The 15,564-nt window shown below is 63.7% G+C and carries 14 protein-coding genes, 1 tRNA gene and 1 pseudogene; 9 read left to right on the top strand and 7 right to left on the bottom strand.

Annotated features, from left to right (window positions below):
- Positions 1–8 precede the first annotated feature (8 nt).
- Positions 9–359, top strand: coding sequence for a FlxA-like family protein (locus tag ATF69_RS18200; RefSeq protein WP_146871854.1), 351 nt, complete (start codon positions 9–11; stop codon positions 357–359).
- A 63-nt stretch (positions 360–422) separates the two neighbouring features.
- On the opposite strand, the gene ATF69_RS18195 is transcribed toward ATF69_RS18200, so the two are convergent.
- Positions 423–1,046 carry a hypothetical protein gene (locus ATF69_RS18195; RefSeq protein ID WP_146871853.1) on the bottom strand — a complete coding sequence of 208 codons (624 nt, stop codon included), beginning with the start codon at positions 1,044–1,046 and terminating at the stop codon, positions 423–425.
- A 329-nt stretch (positions 1,047–1,375) separates the two neighbouring features.
- Between ATF69_RS18195 and ATF69_RS18190 the strand changes: the two genes are divergently transcribed.
- Positions 1,376–1,975: a lipocalin family protein gene (locus tag ATF69_RS18190; protein WP_146871852.1), complete on the top strand. Its 600-nt coding sequence runs from the start codon at positions 1,376–1,378 to the stop codon at positions 1,973–1,975.
- Between the two features lie 130 nt (positions 1,976–2,105).
- On the opposite strand, the gene ATF69_RS18185 is transcribed toward ATF69_RS18190, so the two are convergent.
- Genes ATF69_RS18185 through ATF69_RS18170 form a run of 4 tightly spaced genes read right to left on the bottom strand, consistent with a single transcriptional unit; the run spans position 2,106 to position 7,760 of the window.
- Entirely contained in the window at positions 2,106–3,752 is a 1,647-nt protein-coding gene (locus tag ATF69_RS18185) for an ABC transporter ATP-binding protein (RefSeq protein ID WP_146871988.1), read from the bottom strand.
- A 59-nt stretch (positions 3,753–3,811) separates the two neighbouring features.
- Positions 3,812–4,858, bottom strand: a complete 1,047-nt coding sequence (locus tag ATF69_RS18180) for an ABC transporter permease (protein WP_146871851.1) — start codon at positions 4,856–4,858, stop codon at positions 3,812–3,814.
- Positions 4,859–4,880: 22 nt separating this feature from the next.
- Positions 4,881–5,915: a microcin C ABC transporter permease YejB gene (locus tag ATF69_RS18175; protein WP_099730569.1), complete on the bottom strand. Its 1,035-nt coding sequence runs from the start codon at positions 5,913–5,915 to the stop codon at positions 4,881–4,883.
- An 18-nt stretch (positions 5,916–5,933) separates the two neighbouring features.
- Positions 5,934–7,760, bottom strand: a complete 1,827-nt coding sequence (locus tag ATF69_RS18170; RefSeq protein ID WP_108499066.1) for an extracellular solute-binding protein — start codon at positions 7,758–7,760, stop codon at positions 5,934–5,936.
- 104 nt (positions 7,761–7,864) lie between these two features.
- On the opposite strand from ATF69_RS18170, the gene fabI reads away from it, so the two are divergent.
- Positions 7,865–8,665, top strand: a complete 801-nt coding sequence (fabI, locus tag ATF69_RS18165) for an enoyl-ACP reductase FabI (RefSeq protein ID WP_056064037.1) — start codon at positions 7,865–7,867, stop codon at positions 8,663–8,665.
- Positions 8,666–8,760: 95 nt separating this feature from the next.
- Positions 8,761–9,624: pseudogene (locus ATF69_RS18160) on the top strand (DNA ligase).
- A gap of 88 nt (positions 9,625–9,712) precedes the next feature.
- Here the strand turns inward: ATF69_RS18160 and ATF69_RS18155 are convergent.
- Together ATF69_RS18155 and ATF69_RS18150 are read right to left on the bottom strand one after the other, a co-directional pair.
- Positions 9,713–10,273 carry a fasciclin domain-containing protein gene (locus tag ATF69_RS18155; RefSeq protein WP_015014682.1) on the bottom strand — a complete coding sequence of 187 codons (561 nt, stop codon included), beginning with the start codon at positions 10,271–10,273 and terminating at the stop codon, positions 9,713–9,715.
- A 177-nt stretch (positions 10,274–10,450) separates the two neighbouring features.
- Positions 10,451–12,817, bottom strand: coding sequence for an arginine/lysine/ornithine decarboxylase (locus ATF69_RS18150; protein ID WP_056064046.1), 2,367 nt, complete (start codon positions 12,815–12,817; stop codon positions 10,451–10,453).
- 146 nt (positions 12,818–12,963) lie between these two features.
- Between ATF69_RS18150 and ATF69_RS18145 the strand changes: the two genes are divergently transcribed.
- From ATF69_RS18145 to ATF69_RS18125, 5 genes are all read left to right on the top strand, one after another.
- The gene (locus ATF69_RS18145) at positions 12,964–13,389 is read left to right on the top strand and encodes an NfeD family protein (protein ID WP_099730573.1); all 426 of its coding nucleotides are present in this window, start codon (positions 12,964–12,966) and stop codon (positions 13,387–13,389) included.
- A 40-nt stretch (positions 13,390–13,429) separates the two neighbouring features.
- Positions 13,430–14,347, top strand: coding sequence for an SPFH domain-containing protein (locus ATF69_RS18140; RefSeq protein ID WP_056064052.1), 918 nt, complete (start codon positions 13,430–13,432; stop codon positions 14,345–14,347).
- A gap of 85 nt (positions 14,348–14,432) precedes the next feature.
- Positions 14,433–14,522: transfer RNA gene (locus tag ATF69_RS18135), tRNA-Ser, on the top strand.
- Positions 14,523–14,660: 138 nt separating this feature from the next.
- Positions 14,661–15,008 (top strand): hypothetical protein, encoded by a 348-nt coding sequence (locus ATF69_RS18130; protein ID WP_146871850.1) that lies wholly within the window; start codon positions 14,661–14,663, stop codon positions 15,006–15,008.
- Positions 15,009–15,311: 303 nt separating this feature from the next.
- On the top strand, positions 15,312–15,497 hold the full coding sequence (locus ATF69_RS18125) for a hypothetical protein (RefSeq protein ID WP_056064060.1): 186 nt from the start codon (positions 15,312–15,314) through the stop codon (positions 15,495–15,497).
- Positions 15,498–15,564: the final 67 nt, after the last annotated feature.

Below are 15,564 nucleotides of genomic sequence, written 5' to 3'. Positions count from 1 at the left end.
AACACAGCATGCAGATCTCAAGTGCAACCCCTTCGACGGGCACAGCGTCCAGCGCCAGTGCAGCCAGCAACATCAACAAGCTGCAAAAACGGATGCGCGAACTGACCGACGAACTGCGCAACGTCGCCGGACAGGACATGGAGCCCAAGGCCAAGCAGGAGAAGGTCAAACTGCTGCAGGCCCAGATCCAGATGGTGCAGCAACAGATAGCAGCCATCCAGCGCCAGCTGCAGCAAGAGCAGATGGACCGAGCCCAGGCACAGCAACAGGCCAAGGCCAGCCAGCAGCCACGATCCACCCCGGTGAACAAGCCGCAGAGCCTGCCTGGGTTGGGAGAGTCGGTCGATACCTTTGCTTAGTGCTGTGGCACTGCGCGAAGACATGCCGCGGAGCGTGCAGTCTCACGCAGTTTTGGAGAACGGCTAGGGCCTGTTCATCAAGGTCAGCGTGGCAAACGGCAGGTGGTGCATGAGCTCGCGCAACACCAGCAGCGTGCCCGCAAAGACAGGATCCTCCGGCAGGCCTTCGTGTGCGGCCGGGCGCCCTTCAGCCACAGCGGCCAGGCGGTTGAAGAGACGCTCCATGGCCTCCAGCGTCAGCACGCGCTGGGCCCCCGGCGGCACGCCCGCCAAGGTGGCCAGGTCATGCAACGCCGTATCTGCAGACCATGGGGCCCACACCTGCCCGCCGGGCAGCAGCCCTTGCAGTTGCTGGTGGCCCACATGGACCTCATCCTCCACTGCGGCAATGGCGTTCTCCAGTTCCAGAGGTGTGGGCACGGCATGGCGGAAAAACTGGCGCGCCGTGCGCTCGCCACCCAGCGGCAGACTCAGCCGCACGGACGGCATGGGGGTATCTGCCCCCGCAGCCCAGAGCACTTGGTGAGGCCCCAGGTGCAAGCCACAGCTCCATGCACCCAGCAGGCCGTTGCGCTGCGCCTGCTGGTAGCTGCGTGTGGCCGGGTCGTCGGCAGCAAGACTGTGTTGCTGCGCCTGTGCCGAGGCGGCAGGGAGCGCAGAAAGGGATGGAGAGCTGGGATGGTTCACGGGACCTCCTTGACAACATGACGGCCGAACGTGGGAGGGGTGGAGAGGCCCCACTGCCGTTGCCCTGCAGCACTCTAACCCCGCACGGGGCAGGCTGCATGCATACATCGATGACAACGCACAGGACATGCCACACGCGGGCTGCTCAACGCCCACGCCACGGCGACAACGACCGGACAGGGACACCAGACCCGCCACACCGCCGACACCGGGCGCCAGCGCCTTCCTACACCGCGCGCATTCCACGGTCCCTACAGTCGGTTGCGAGGAGAGGGGCACAGCCAACGCGCTGGCCCCAACACCAGAACCCACCCACAGGAGAACCCGCCATGCAAGCCATCCGCACCGCACCTCGCCGCTCCCCCTGGCCACTCATCGTGGGCGCGGCTGCGTTGATGGGCGTGCTGGTGCTGTCAGCGTGCTCGACGCCACGCACACCGGATGGCGTGCAACCCGTCACGGGCTTTGACGTGGACCGGTATGCAGGGCACTGGCACGAGCTGGCGCGCATTGAAAACTCGTTTGAGCGGGGGCTGACCCAGGCCAGCGCCACGTACAGCCGCAACGCGGACAACACCATCAAGGTGGTGAACCGAGGGTACGACCCGGTGCGCAAGCAGTGGAGAGAGGCCGAAGGCCGGGCAGAGTTTGTGGACAGCCCCGACCGGGCCGCACTCAAGGTGTCGTTCTTCGGACCGTTCTATGGCGGCTACAACGTGGTGGCGCTGGACGAAAACTACCAGTGGGCGATGGTGGTGGGCTCCAGCACCGACTACCTGTGGGTACTGTCACGCACACCCACCCTGCCCTGGCATGTGCGCGAACACCTGATGGAGCGCGCGAAGGCCCTGGGAGTGGATGTGAGCAAGATCGTCTGGACGCAGCCCGGTGCAGAGCAACATGCGCGCCGGGTGGCGGTCAGGACCTGAGGACAGCGCAGCGGGGCTTGAAGGCTTGCGGCGCCCAGTCAACAGCTCGGCGCCGATGGCACCAGATTATCAAAAATGATAGCAGCCAGGGCATATTGCACTAGCGCCTGCGGCAGATTTTGCCTGAAAATCACCCACCAGGCACTGTGGCGGCAGCTACCAGACGCTGGGTGTACGGGTGCTGGGGGGCATCCAGCACATCGGCCACGCTGCCACTTTCTAGTACTGCACCGTCCTTCATCACCACCACATCGTGCGCCATGGCGCGGATCACATCCACGTCGTGGGTGATGAGCAGGTAGCTCAGGCCCTTTTCTTTTTGCAGGCGCTGCAGCAGGCCCAGCACCTGCTGCTGGATGGTCACATCGAGCGCGCTGGTGGGCTCGTCCAGCACCAGCACCTGGGGCTGCACGATCAGGGCGCGCGCAATGGCCAGCCGCTGGCGCTGGCCGCCGGAGAATTCATGCGGGTAACGCTCGAGCAGACGCGGGTACTGGGCCTCGGCCAGGCCCACCTCGTCCAGCGCGGCCTCGACTCGCACGCGGCGCTGGGCCACTGTCAGTGTGGGCTCGTGCACCTTCAGGCCCTCGCCCACGATCTCTTCGACTGTGAGACGCGGTGACAGCGATGAGAACGGGTCCTGGAACACCACCTGCACCCGGCGGCGCAGCTGCTGGTTGGCTGGTGTGTTGCGCGTGGCAGGCTGTTGCCACGCCTGCCCTCCCACCTGCAACTCACCTGCGTATGGCAGCAGCCCCAGAATGGCCTGTGCCAGCGTGGACTTGCCCGAGCCGGATTCGCCCACTACGCCCAGCGTCTGGCCGGGCAGCAGTTGCAGCGTGGCGCCTTGCACGGCCACAAACTCACCTTTTTTGAACCAGCCCCTGATGCCGGGCAATGGCGTGGGGTAGACCACGCGCAGATCCTGCGTCTGCACCACCGGCGCAGTGCCTGCGGGTGGGTCGGCCTCGACCACATCGCGGCGCGGCTGGCTGGCGATCAGGCGACGGGTGTAGGCATGCTGGGGGGCGCCGAACACGTCGGCCACTGGGCCCTGCTCTACCAGCACCCCCTGCTCCATCACGGCCACGCGGTCGGCAAAGCGGCGCACCAGGTTCAGGTCGTGCGTGATCAGCAGCACCGCCATGCCGGTCTGGCGCTGCAAGTCGCTCAGCAGGTCCAGGATCTGGCCGCGCAAGGTCACATCCAGTGCGGTGGTGGGCTCGTCGGCCAGCAAGAGCTTCGGCGCGCTGGCCAGGGCCATGGCGATCATGGCGCGCTGGCGCTGGCCGCCCGAGAGCTGGTGTGGAAAGCTGTTGGCGCGGCGCGCGGGTTCGGGGATGCCGGTTTGCGCCAGCAGCTCGATGGCGGCTTGCGCGCACTGGCCGCCGGTGAGTCCCTTCTTGAGCAGCAGGATTTCGGCGATCTGCTGGCCTATCGTCATCAGCGGGTTGAGCGCGGTCATGGGCTCCTGGAACACCATGGCGATGTCGCCGCCGCGCACGCCGCGCATCTCGCGCTCGGTCATCGCCAGCAGGTCGCCCCGCCCTTGCAGCAGGGCCTGGCCGGTGATGGCGGCATTGCCCGCCAACCGCAGCAGGCTCAACGCCGTGATGGTCTTGCCCGAGCCGGACTCGCCCACCAGTGCCAGCTTTTCGCCCGCAGCCAACGTGAAATTGACGCCGCGCACCACCTCTTTGGAGCCAAAGCGCACATGCAGGTCGTGGACACTCAACAGCGGCAGACCTGCAGCCGAGCCACCGCCGGGCCGCCCCATGGCGGCGAGAGCCCCCTCGGGGGGCAGCGAGGACACGCCAGTGCCGAGCGTGGGGGACGTCATTGGTCTGCCTTTCGTGGGTCGAGGGCATCGCGCAGCGCGTCCCCCATGAAGGTCAGCAACAACAAGGTGACCACCAGCACGCCGAAGGTGGACAACGATATCCACCACGCATCAATGCTGTTCTTGCCCTGGCTGAGCAACTCGCCCAGCGAGGGCGTGCCGGGCGGCACGCCCAGGCCCAGAAAATCCAGCGATGTGAGCGCCAGGATGGCCCCGCTCATGCGGAAGGGCAAGAACGTGACCACGGGCGTCAAGCTGTTGGGCAGGATGTGGCGCCAGATGATCTGGGTGTTGCTCACCCCCAGGGCGCGCGCCGCCTTCACATAGTCAAGCTGGCGGTTGCGCAAGAACTCGGCCCGCACATAGTCCGACAGCCCCATCCAGCCGAACAGGCTCAGCAAGATGAGCAGCAGCGCAATGCTGGGCGCGAATACCGCGCTGAAGATGATGAGCAGATACAGCTCGGGCATGGAGCCCCAGATCTCGATGAAGCGCTGAAACGCCAGGTCGGTCTTGCCGCCAAAAAATCCCTGGATGGCGCCGGTGAGCATGCCCAGCAACACGCCTGTGATGGTGAGCGCCAGACCAAACAGCACACTCACACGGAATCCGTACAGCAGCTGCGCCAGCAGGTCACGTCCGCGGTCGTCCGTACCCAGCCAGTTGTCTGACGTGGGCGCCGAGGGGTTGGGCGCCTTGGCGAAGTAATTGAGCGTGTTGGGACCGTAGGGGTTCAAGGTGTAAAGCGCCCAGTTGCTGCCAGCGGAGAGGCGCTCCTTGATGAAGGGGTCCAGGTAATCGGTTGGTGTCTCGAAGTCTCCGCCGAAGGTCTTTTCGGGGTAGTCCTTGAGCATGGGGAAGTAGGTTTGCCCCTCGTAGCGCACGATAAGAGGCTTGTCGTTGCTGACCAGCTCGGCGCACAGGCTCACCAGCACCAGGGCGCAGAAGATCAGCAGGCTCCAGTACCCCAGGCGATTGCGCTTGAAACGCAGCCACGCGCGGCGGGAGGGCGAGAGCGAAGGCGATGCGGGAGCAGAACTCATCAGGGCCATGGGTTCGTTCGGGCTAGTCAAACTTCACGCGCGGGTCCACCCACACATAACAAAGGTCGCTGACGAGCTTGGTGACAAGCCCGATCAGCGTGAACAAATACAGCGTTCCCAGCACCACGGGGTAGTCGCGGCGGATCACGCTCTCGTAGCTGAGCAGGCCCAGGCCATCGAGCGAAAACAGGGTTTCGATGAGCAGCGAGCCCGCAAAGAACGCACCGATGAAGGCAGCGGGAAACCCGGTGATGATGGGGATGAGCGCGTTGCGGAACACATGCTTCCACAGCACCTGCCGCTCGCTCAGGCCCTTGGCACGGGCCGTCAGCACGTACTGCTTGCGGATCTCTTCGAGGAACGCGTTCTTGGTCAGCATGGCCGTCACGGCAAAGCTGCCCAGCACCATGGCGATCACCGGCAGCGTGATGTGCCACAGATAGTCCACGATGCGCGCACCCCAGGACAGCTCGTCCCAATTGGCCGACGTGAGCCCCCGCAGCGGAAACCACTGCAGCTGCCCGCCAAAGATGACCAGCAACGCCACACCCAGCACAAAACCCGGAATGGCATAGCCCAGCAGGATGAGCAGCGTGGTCACCAGGTCAAACCGCGACCCGGCCCGCACCGCCTTGGCCACACCCAGCGGCACGGCGACGAGGTAGCTGATGAAGAAGGTCCAGAGGCCCAGGCTGATGGAGACCGGGAGCTTCTCGACCACCAGCTGCCACACGTCCTTGTTCTGGAAGAAGCTCTTGCCCAGATCAAAACGCGCGAACTGGCCCAGCATCTGAAAAAAACGTTCATGTGCAGGCTTGTCAAAGCCGTACAAGGCCTTGATCTGCTCCAGCCGCTTGGGGTCCACGCCCTGCGCGCCCCGGTAGCTCAGGCCGCCGCCTTCGGCACCACCGCCCCCGCCAACACCAGCCTTGGCTTCGGCCATGTACTGCTCCACGGGACCGCCCGGCACAAACTGGATCACCACAAAGGTCAGCAGCAGCACGCCCAGCAAGGTAGGGAGCATCAGCAACACGCGTTTGAGGATGTAGGCAAACATGGGTGGGCTGGCGGGTGGTTATTTTTTGTCGGGCGCGGTCTGTGGCGGTATGCGTGCCCACCAGGTGTCAATGACCCAGCCCTCGCCGCTGGAGTACGGCGGCACCGTGGCGGGCTTGGCCAGTCTCCAGGCGTTGTAGGCCATGCGGTGCGTGGCCGCCGTCCATTGCGGAATGAGGTAGTGGCTGTGCGCAATGATGCGCTCCAGCGCGTGGCAGGCGGGCAGCAGCTGGGCTTCGGTTTTGGCCGAGGTCATGGCCTTGATCATGGCGTCCACCGCAGGGTTCTTCACGCCCGCAAAGTTGCCGGAGTCCTCCACGTCGGCCGCCTGGCTGCCGAACATGTCGGCAAACTCCTGCCCCGGGTTGTGGGTGCCCTGGAAGGCCATCGAGGTGATGTCGAAGTCAAACTTCTGCAGGCGCTGCTGGTACAGCGCAAAGTCCACGGAGCGGAAGCGCAAGGTGACACCGATCTTTTCGAGGTTGCGCATCCAGGGGGTGATGGTGCGCACTCCACCTTCGTTGCTGTCCATGTATTCCAGCACCATGGCCTCGCCCTTCGCGTTGCGCAGGGCGCCATCGCGCACCTCCCAGCCCGCCTGTTTGAGCAGGGCCTGCGCGCGGCGCAGGTTGGCACGCAATGACGAATCGCCGTCGGTGCGCGGGGGCACGGTCATGGGGCCAAAGGCGGTTGCGGGAATGTCTTTGCGGTAGGGCTCCATCAGCGCAAGCTCCTCGGGCGACGGACTGCCCCTGGTTTCGCACGCGGTGTTGCCAAACAGGCCGTTCACGCGCTGGTAGGCGCCGTAGAACATCTGGCGGTTCATCCACTCATAGTCCATCGCCAGGCCCAGGGCCTCTCGCACGCGCGCATCCTGCAGCAGCGGGCGGCGGGTGTTGAGCACGTAGCTCTGAAAGCCCGACGGCAGCTTGTGCTTGAACTCGCCCTTGACCAGCTCGCCGGTGTCGAATTTTTTGCCCGTGACGCGGCGGGCCCAGTCGCCCGCACTGAAGAACCGCATGAGGTCGAACTCGCCCGCCTTCAGGGCCTCCAGCCGCGCGGTGTTGTCCTTGTAGATCTTGACCAGGATGCGGTCGAAGTTGGCCGTGCCCTTGCGCACATTGAGGTCGCGCGCCCAGTACTGCGGGTCGCGCACATAGGTGATGTCCTTGCCAAACCGCACGGGCCCGATCTTGTAGGGGCCGCTGCCGATGGGGATGTCCATCACCACCTGGTCAAAGGGCTTGGCCTTGCCGTTTTCCACGCCCCAGTCGCGACTGAACACGGGCAAGCCGCCCACGGTGATGGGAAGCTCGCGGTTGGGTTGCTTGAAGCGGTAGCGCACGGTGCGGTCGTTGATCACATCCACGCCCGCCACCTCGATCAGCAAAGTCTTGTACGCAGGCGAGGTGAAGGGACCCACCAGCGTTTCGTAGCTGTGCTTCACGTCCTGGGCCAGCACGGGCTTGCCGTTGTGAAACCGCGCCTCGGGCCGTAGGCGGAAGGTGGCAGACAGCCCATCGGGGGCGACTTCCACGTCCTCGGCCAGCAGACCATAGCCGGTCGCGGTCTCGTCCATGGAGCCCACCAGCAGCGAGTCGAACATCAGCGACGACAGGTAGGCGGGTGCGTTGCCCTTGATGGTGAACGGGTTGTACTTGTCGAAGGTGGAGACGCGCAGGTTGCTGACCAGTCGCAACTCGCCGCCCTTGGGGGCGTCGGGATTCACGTAGTCGAAATGCGCAAAACCCGCCGGATAGCGCGGCGCGCCCCACAAGGCATACGCATGCGCTGCCCACGCTGGAACAGCACACCCCATCAGCAACAAAGCCAGCCAAAACCGCATGCGACAATTCTGCACTACGTTCGCAGGGGCTTGCAGCCAAAGCCGCATATCCACATGCACCGGGCGCCAAGCCTGCATTCCGCTATTCCACAAGGAGATTTCACATGGGTTTTCTGACCGGCAAGAAGCTGCTCATCACGGGCGTGCTGTCCAACCGCTCCATTGCCTACGGCATTGCCAAGGCCTGCCACGAGCAAGGCGCCGAACTGGCGTTCAGCTACGTGGGCGAGCGCTTCAAGGACCGCATCACCGACTTTGCGGCCGAGTTCAATTCCCAGCTGGTGTTTGACTGCGACGTGGCCAGCGACGAGCAGATCGCGCGCATGTTCGCGGATCTGTCGCAGACCTGGCCGAAGTTTGACGGCTTTGTGCACAGCATCGGCTTTGCACCGCGCGAAGCGATTGCGGGCAACTTTCTGGACGGCTTGAGTCGCGAAGGCTTCCGCATTGCACACGACATCAGCGCCTACAGCTTCCCGGCCATGGCCAAGGCGGCCCTGCCCTATCTGAACGACAAGTCGTCGCTGCTGACACTGAGCTACCTGGGCGCGCTGCGCTCCATCCCCAACTACAACACCATGGGTCTGGCCAAAGCCAGCCTGGAAGCCAGCGTGCGCTACCTGGCAGAGGCCGTGGGCCGCACCGAAGACGGCCGCAGCATCCGCGCCAACGGCATCAGCGCAGGCCCCATCAAGACGCTGGCTGCCAGCGGCATCAAGGACTTTGGCAAGCTGCTCAGCCGCGTGGCCGATGCCTCGCCCCTGCGTCGCAACGTTACGATTGAGGACGTGGGCAATGTGGCGGCCTTCCTGCTGTCGGACCTGGCCTCGGGCATGACCGCCGAGATCACCTATGTGGACGGCGGCTTCAGCCAGACGGCTGGCCTGAGCGCCGACCAGGTGTAAATCCTCGCCAGGGCTGCACGCTCACTACGTAATTGGCTTCTAGCGCAAATAAATCATGCGCTAGAAGCTATTTTTTTGATAGCACCACCCTACCTATGCTCCGCAGACACTGGCTGGCCTGTATGGGCCTTGCACCCCTGGCGGCACTTGCAATACCCCAGGCCTGGGCCGCCGATGCACCCGCCCTGTTGCTGGCCAATGTGTACCGCCCCGGCATGCGGCTGGCGGACTACTGGGTGAGCGAAAAATACGATGGCGTGCGCGGCTATTGGGACGGCCACACACTGCGCACGCGGGGTGGCGAGACCGTAGCGGCCCCGGCATGGTTCACTGCCGGCTGGCCTTAAACTCCCATGGACGGCGAGCTGTGGGCAGGACGCGGCCGATTCAGCCACGCCCAGTCCACCGTGCGCCAGCAGCAGCCGGAAGATGCCGCATGGCGCGAGATGCGTTTTATGGTGTTTGACCTGCCCGCCCATGGCGGCACGTTTGACCAGCGCCTTCCTGCACTGAACAAGTTGGTCGAAGCGCTGGACCACGCTTGGGTGCAGGCGGTGCCACAACAGCGTGTGGCGAGTGACGCCGCACTCCAGAAGTTGCTGCTGCGCACCGTGCGTGCGGGCGGCGAAGGACTGATGCTGCACCGTGGCGCATCGATGTACCGCGCAGGGCGCAGCGACGACCTCATCAAGGTCAAGACCCACGAAGACACCGAGGCCCGCGTGGTGGCCCATCTGCCCGGCCAAGGCCGCCACGCGGGGCGGCTGGGTGCCCTGGTGGTGGAGATGCCTTCCGGCCAGCGGTTCCGGCTGGGCGCAGGGTTGACCGACGCCGAGCGCGACCATCCGCCGCCCGTGGGCAGCTGGGTAACCTACCGCTTTCGGGGCACCCACGACAGCGGAGTGCCGCGCTTCGCGAGTTTTGTGCGAGTGCGAGAGGACATGCCGCCGGTCCGCTGACGGGGCCACAGCAACCCCTGGCCGATCCCGGCCCTGCAATGCGGCGGCCATGCCAGCGAGCGGGCAGCCCCTCCCATCAGTTGCGCAATCAGTTCGGCAACAGGACCTTGTCCACCACGTGGATCACGCCGTTGGACTGGTACACGTCGGCAATCGTCACCGTCGCCGTACCGCCCTTTTCGTCCGTCACCATGACGGCATTGCCGCTGGCCTTGGCGGTGAGCGTACCGCCCGCCACCGTCTTGAGGCTGGCCATGCCTTTGCCGTCAGCAATCATCTTGGACAACGCAGCAGCGTCGTACTTGCCCGCCACCACGTGGTAGGTGAGCACCTTGGTCAGGGTGGGCTTGCTCTCGGGCTTGAGCAGCGTGTCCACCGTGCCGGCGGGCAATGCGGCAAACGCCGCATTGGTGGGCGCAAACACGGTGAACGGACCGGGGCCCTTCAGCGTCTCAACAAGGCCTGCCGCCTTGACCGCCGCCACCAGGGTGGTGTGGTCCTTGGAGTTCACGGCGTTGTCGATGATGTCCTTGCTGGCCAGCATGGGCGCACCGCCCACCATGACCTGCGCCATGGCAGGCATTGCGGCAGCTGCCATGGCAGCCGTCAGAGCGATGGTGGCAAGGCGGGCGTTGAATCGAAGGGTCATGAAGATCTCCTGAGTGGTTTGTGAAGACAGTCACCGCATGAGAATCACGCGGCTGATAGTCAATACGACCTCAACACCACAACGGATTCAAGCGCATAAAAAAATCGCTCCACCAGCCAAGCCGGGGGAGCGATTTTTGAGACGCTGGTGCACCCACACACCAGCGCCAAGACGTGCTTACACGTTGCGCCCGTACGGGCCGTCGTCGCCCACCTGCACCAGGTTCTTGGCGGTCGCCAGTGGCTTGGGGTTCTTGCCGGTCTTGCCTTGCTCTGCCACGCAGTCGGCGTAATAGCGCACCTGGCCGTTCTCGTCTTCCACTTCCACCAGACCGTGGATGTCGGTCTCGAAACCGGGGCACAGCTTGGCGAATTCGCGCGCAAACTTGAGGTAATCCACGATCTTCTTGTTGAACACCTCGCCCGGAATCAGCAGCGGAATGCCTGGCGGGTACGGTGTGACCAGACCCACGGTGATGCGGCCTTCCAGGTGGTCGATCTCCACGCGCTCGGTGGTGCGGTGCGCAATGTGCGCGTACGCATCCGAGGGCTTCATGGCGGGCGTGAGGTCCGACAGGTACATCTCGGTGGTCAGGCGCGCGATGTCGTACTTGGCGTACATCTCGTGCACGTGCTGGCACAGGTCCTTGAGACCCATGCGCTCGTAGCGCTTGTGCTGCTGGCAGAACTCGGGAAGGATGCGCCACATGGGCTGGTTCTTCTCATAGTCGTCCTTGAACTGCTGCAGCGCAGTCAGCAGCGTGTTCCAGCGGCCCTTGGTGATGCCGATGGTGAACATGATGAAGAAGCTGTACAGGCCCGTCTTCTCCACCACCACGCCGTGCTCGGCCAGGTACTTGGTCACGATGGACGCGGGGATGCCAGTCTTGTCGAACTTGCCGTCCAGGCTCAGACCCGGCGTGACGATGGTGGACTTGATCGGGTCCAGCATATTGAAGCCGTCAGCCAGCTGGCCGAAGCCGTGCCACTTGCTGCCCTTCTTGCTCTTGCTGTCGCTGCGGATGATCCAGTCTTCCGCGCGACCAATACCCTCGTCGGTGAGCTTTTCAGGGCCCCAGACCTTGAACCACCAATCGTTCTTGCCGAACTCCTCCTCCACCTGGCGCATGGCACGGCGGAAGTCCAGTGCCTCCAGGATGCTTTCTTCCACCAGCGCGGTGCCGCCAGGTGGCTCCATCATCGCGGCGGCCACATCGCAGCTGGCGATGATGCTGTACTGAGGGCTGGTGCTGGTGTGCATCAGGTAGGCCTCGTTGAACAGGTGGCGGTCGAGCTTGGTGGTCTGCGAGTCCTGCACCAGCACATGCGATGCCTGGCTGATACCGGCGAGCAGCTTGTGGATGGACTGTGTGGCGTACGTCACCGAGTGCTTGGGGCGTGTGCGCTTTTTGCCCATGGCGTGGTAGCTGCCATAGAACGGGTGGAACGCCGCGTGCGGCAGCCAGGCCTCGTCAAAGTGCAGGTTGTCCACATAGCCGTCGAGCATGCCCTTGATGGTCTCGGTGTTGTACAGCACGCCGTCGTAGGTGGACTGCGTGAGCGTCAGCACGCGGGGCTTGACCTTCTTGGCATCCACGCCCTTGAGCAGCGGGTTGGCCTTGATTTTGGCCTCGATCGCCTTGGGCTCGAACTCGCTTTGCGGGATGGGGCCGATGATGCCGAAGTGGTTGCGCGTGGGCTTCATGAACACAGGGACGGCCCCGGTCATGATGATGCTGTGCAGGATGGACTTGTGGCAGTTGCGGTCCACCACCACCACATCCCCGGGCGCCACAGTGTGGTGCCACACCATCTTGTTGGACGTGGACGTACCGTTGGTCACAAAGAAGCAGTGGTCGGCATTGAAGATGCGCGCGGCGTTGCGCTCGCTCTCGCCAATGGCACCGTTGTGGTCCAGCAGCTGGCCCAGCTCTTCCACCGCGTTGCACACGTCGGCGCGCAGCATGTTTTCGCCGTAGAACTGGTGGTACATCTGGCCCACGGGGCTCTTCAGGAAGGCAACGCCGCCGGAGTGACCGGGGCAGTGCCAGCTGTACGAGCCGTCTTCGGCGTAGTCCAGCAGCGCCTTGAAGAAGGGTGGCTGCACGCTCTCCAGGTAGCTCTTGGCCTCGCGGATGATGTGGCGCGCCACGAATTCGGGGGTGTCCTCGAACATGTGGATAAAGCCGTGCAGCTCGCGCAGGATGTCGTTGGGCAGGTGGCGGCTGGTCTTGGTCTCACCGTGCACATAAATGGGCACTTCGGCGTTCTTGCGGCGCACCTCGCCAATGAAGTTGCGCAGGCTCAGCACGATGGGGTCCAGCCCTTCGCCCTCGGAGAATTCTTCATCGTCGATGGACAAGATGAAGGCACTGGCGCGGCTTTGCTGCTGCGCAAACTGCGAGAGATCGCCATAGCTGGTGACACCGACCACTTCAAAGCCCTCGGCCTCAATGGCCTGTGCAAGCGCACGAATGCCAAGCCCCGAGGTGTTCTCGGAACGATAGTCTTCATCGATGATGATGATGGGAAAGCGAAACTTCATGCGCAGCCTCCAAGGAGCCGTGGCCTGCCCGGCCAAAAAACGAAATAGGCGCGAAGTGTAAGGAATAACGTTGACGCGCCTTTGAACTGCCATCCTTTTGACCCAGAATGTGGTGCACTAAACACAACCACACAAGGAGGTTCTACATGGAGGCATCCACCATCTGGTGGCTGGCAGCAGGGGCCGTGGTCGTGGCAGAACTGCTCACCGGCACGTTCTATTTGCTGATGGTGGCCCTGGGGCTGGTAGCCGCCGCCCTGGCCGCCCACCTGGGCCTGGCGTCCGCAATGCAGATGGTGTCGGCCGCCATTGTGGGCGGCGGGGCCGTCGTGGCCTGCTACCTGCTGCGGAGAAAGCGCCCCGGCGATCCGTCTGCACGTGCGGACCGCAGCGTGAACATGGACGTAGGCGAAACCATCCTCATCGAAAGCTGGAGCCCCGACGGCACCACCACCGTGAAGTACCGGGGCGCCCAATGGACGGCCATGCACCGCCCCGGCGTCACCCCGTCTACTGGCATGCATCGCGTCGCCGAGCTGGTGGGCAACCGCCTGCTGGTGGACCCGCTGTAAACACCGAAGACTCCCAGTCGATACCCAAGAAAGGTTTCCCATGGAAATTGCCATCGTCATCCTGATCATTGCCGTGATCTTCATCGCCCGCTCGGTCAAGGTCGTGCCCCAGCAAAACGCCTGGGTCAAGGAACGCCTGGGCAAATATGCGGGCACGCTGACTCCCGGGCTGAACTTTCTGATCCCCTTTGTGGACAAGGTCGCCTACAAACACAGCCTGAAGGAAATTCCGCTCGATGTGCCCAGCCAGGTCTGCATCACGCGCGACAACACGCAGCTGCAGGTGGACGGCATCCTGTACTTTCAGGTCACCGACCCCATGCGCGCCAGCTATGGGTCGAGCAACTACATCATGGCCGTGACCCAGCTGGCGCAGACCTCGCTGCGCTCGGTCATCGGTAAGCTCGAACTCGACAAGACCTTCGAAGAGCGCGACATCATCAACGCGCAGGTGGTGCAGGCCATCGACGAAGCCGCCCTGAACTGGGGTGTGAAGGTGCTGCGTTATGAAATCAAGGACCTGACCCCGCCCAAGGAAATCCTGCACGCCATGCAGGCCCAGATCACAGCGGAGCGGGAGAAGCGCGCACTGATCGCCGCCTCAGAAGGCCGCCGCCAGGAGCAGATCAACATCGCCACCGGCGAGCGTGAGGCCTTCATCGCCCGCTCCGAGGGCGAAAAACAGGCCGTCATCAACAAGGCCCAGGGCGAGGCCGAATCCATCAAGGCCGTGGCCGAAGCCAACGCCCAGGCTATCGAACGCGTGGCCGCAGCCATCCGCCAGCCCGGTGGCGAGCAGGCCGTGCAGCTCAAGGTGGCTGAAAAAGCCGTGGATGCCTACAGCCAAGTCGCGTCGGACGCCACCACCACCCTCATCGTGCCCAGCAACATGACCGAGGTGTCGGCGCTGATCGGCTCGGCAATGAAGATGGTGCAGACATCCCAAAAGGCAGGCTGACAACGTGTCGGCCCACTGAAATTTTCAGGCGATACCGATCAGCGACCGGAATGCACCCAATCCTGTGGCTATAATCGAGGGCTTCGGAGAGGTGGATGAGCGGTTTAAGTCGCACGCCTGGAAAGCGTGTGTGGGCTAATCCCCACCGCGGGTTCGAATCCCGCCCTCTCCGCCACATACCAACCCAGGTGATTCCGGTCACCTGGGTTTTTTGTTGTGGGGGCTGGCTTCTTGCACACAGGACCCCGGCGCTTTGGGCTGAACATCAACGACTGTGCGCCCCGCTCGGCGCATGACAGTGTCTGCAACAGCCATGGCCATTCATGTCAACGACCCAGCGATTGCGGGGCTGGGGCTGACCTCCAGCGTGGTGCGCAGGAGCACGCCGGGAGCAGTGCCCACACAGGGCCTTGAGGCCATACAGGTCCCGGTGCTGGTCTACCACCATGCCAGGGACGGCTGCGAACACTGCCAGGCCAGCGATACGCCCGCCATTCTGAGAGGGCTGGCGCGGGCGCCGGTCAAAAAGCTCATGGTGGTACATGGCGGAACCTACCCCATCGGTGATGAGTGTGCGGGCCAACATTGGCCCGGCTTCATTGGCATCGAGCAGGAGGCCATTGCCCAGATCACCGCGTGGATTCAGACGCCCGCGCCCTGATCTATGCATGCCGCGATGACCGCTGGACGGCTCGACAGGAGCCCTCTGCAGTCCGTCCGCTTGGCACTCCATCCGCCTCCCACTCAAGGCCCTGAACTGAACCTCCGGACGCTTGCAAGGCGCGGAACGTTTCTGGCAGGTTTGTAAAGGCAACAGGCCGTAACAGTTGCCCATGGAGCCCTGTTATGGCACTTGTCTTACACGCGGAACTGCGGCACTTTGCTGAAATCCTAGCCAGCAGCCATTGAGGTTGCACCGGGAGGTCATTGCGGCCCCCACCCCTTTTTTCAAAAGGACTTCACCATGAAACGCCATTCCTTACCGCCGGGAGCGCGCGCATTGATAGCGTTCATCGGAACCGTGGTGCTGGCAGTGCTGGCGGCGGTGTCATTGCTGATGCCGGACGTGGCCGTGCAGTCTGTGGATTCGATGTCGCACGGGCTTACCGGGCTCGACCAGATTTTGTCCACCAGCTTTCTGGACCACTGAGTTGTGATGCGTGCAGGAGTGGCTGGCGCTGCGCTGCAGTGCGTGTGGGTCCAAACAGCAACACAGT

The organism is Acidovorax delafieldii (genome assembly GCF_007993815.1).
Classification (GTDB): domain Bacteria; phylum Pseudomonadota; class Gammaproteobacteria; order Burkholderiales; family Burkholderiaceae_C; genus Acidovorax; species Acidovorax delafieldii.
Note: the sequence above shows the minus strand (reverse complement) of the source record. Positions and strands in the feature narration are given on the sequence as shown.